Below are 531 nucleotides of genomic sequence, written 5' to 3'. Positions count from 1 at the left end.
GGATCCCGGCGGGACCGGGCCGAAGCGGCGTTAGCGCACCTTCGCGTCGAGCATCTCGGTGACCAGTGCCGCGATTGCCGAGCGTTCCGAGCGGGTGAGGGTCACGTGCCCAAACAGGTCGTGGCCCTTGAGCTGCTCCACCACGGCGGCCACCCCGTCGTGCCGGCCCACATGCAGGTTGTCGCGTTGGGCCACGTCGTGGGTGAGGACCACCTTGGAATGCTGCCCGATGCGCGAAAGCACCGTGAGCAGCACATTGCGTTCCAGGGACTGCGCCTCGTCCACGATCACGAACGTGTCATGCAGCGAGCGGCCGCGGATGTGGGTCAGCGGCAGCACCTCCAGCATTCCGCGTTCCACGACCTCATCGATCACGTTCTTGGAGACCACCGAGCTGAGCGTGTCGAACACGGCCTGCGCCCAGGGATTCATCTTCTCCCCTCCGAGCCGGCAGGTACCCCAGCTCCTGGCCGCCAACGGCGTACAGCGGGCGGAACACGGTGATCTTGCGGTGTTCGCGCCGCTCCAGCA

General features: G+C 66.9%; 1 pseudogene. It reads right to left on the bottom strand.

The features are described 5' to 3' along the window. Positions 1-30: 30 nt before the first annotated feature. A pseudogene (locus tag JCM19049_RS17280) lies at positions 31-531 on the bottom strand (PhoH family protein); the annotation flags it as partial.

Source organism: Arthrobacter sp. JCM 19049 (assembly GCF_001310435.1).
Note: the sequence above shows the minus strand (reverse complement) of the source record. Positions and strands in the feature narration are given on the sequence as shown.